The sequence below is a fragment of the Nonomuraea aridisoli genome (assembly GCF_003236395.1).
In the GTDB taxonomy this organism is placed as follows: domain Bacteria; phylum Actinomycetota; class Actinomycetes; order Streptosporangiales; family Streptosporangiaceae; genus Nonomuraea; species Nonomuraea aridisoli.
In genome coordinates, this window is the sequence record NZ_POUD01000580.1 from 1 (window position 1) to 1,148 (window position 1,148).

The following is a 1,148-nucleotide window of genomic DNA, read 5'->3' on the forward strand; positions in this document are numbered from 1 at the left end:
GTCGCTGGTCTCCTCGTCCAGCCGGTCGCGCATCTCCTTGCTGATCGTGCCCACCCCGCCCCGCTCGGGCTTGGTGAAGGCGCCCGTGCCCCAGCGCAGGTCGTGGCCCACCGCGCTGGCTTCGATCTCGGGCACGAAGCGGCGGTCGCCCTCGGCGCCGAACTCGCGGATGCGCAGCTTGCCCGACACCACCACGGGGTGTCCCGCGCGCACGGAGGTGGCGACGTTCTCCCCCAGGGCGCGCCAGCAGCGGACGGTGAAGCAGACCCGCTCGCCGTCGGTCCACTGACCCGTCTTCTTGTCGAAATAGCGGTGCGAGGTGAACACCTTGAGCGAGGTGACCTTGGTGCCGTCGTCGAAGTTGTACTGCCTGGGCTCTGCCGCGACGTTTCCGGTGAGCGTGATGTAGATGTCGTTCATGTGATTCCTCCCATGCGGCGGGCCGACTGCCCGCGATCTGGGACCACGGTGCCGCAGGCGGGCACCACCGCAGTTCGCCGAACGAGGTTCTGTGGAAAGAGGGAGCGTGTACGGCGCGCCTGTGGACAAAGGCCCGGCCACATCTCCGGGCCGAGCTCCACGGCACGGCTTTCCCCACATGGTGCGAGTGGTGCCGCTTTGTCGCATCCCAATTGTCGGCGCATGGCGACAGATCGCCGTCCTGACCGTCGATCGAGCCGGAGCCGCGGACCGGCGCCTCGGGCGAGCACTCCCGCCTCCGGCCGGACTCGCACCGGGGAAGCGGTGCCGCCTGTACGCCGTCACGCACATTCCCTGACCGACGGCCCGGTCACGCAGGCCCGCCGAGAGGTGCCTGGCCGACATTCGCGACACACCACCGGATCACTCCGGGCCGACCCGCCCTATTTGGGGTACCGAAGACCGAATAGGCAAGGCGCCCATGGGCCACCGAGGGCCAGGTAACCGGGACGTCCCGTAAGGATGCCGGAAGGCCACATAACCGGGACGTCCCACAAGCACACCACAAAGGCCACGTAGCCGAGGTGTCCCATGGGGACACCTCGCAGGCCGGGTAACCGGGGTGTCCCATAAGCGCACCCCGAGGTCAGGTAACCGGACGCGGTCAAGGCCACAGGCTGGGCGGGAGACGGTCCGCGGGGTCGGGGTGTGGTGGGTCGGGTGTGGCC

1 protein-coding gene is annotated in these 1,148 nt (G+C 69.0%); it reads right to left on the reverse strand.

What is annotated here, in order from left to right:
* Positions 1-420 (reverse strand): single-stranded DNA-binding protein (locus C1J01_RS50885; RefSeq protein WP_111185840.1); only part of this gene is annotated, 420 nt, incomplete at its 3' end.
* Positions 421-1,148: the final 728 nt, after the last annotated feature.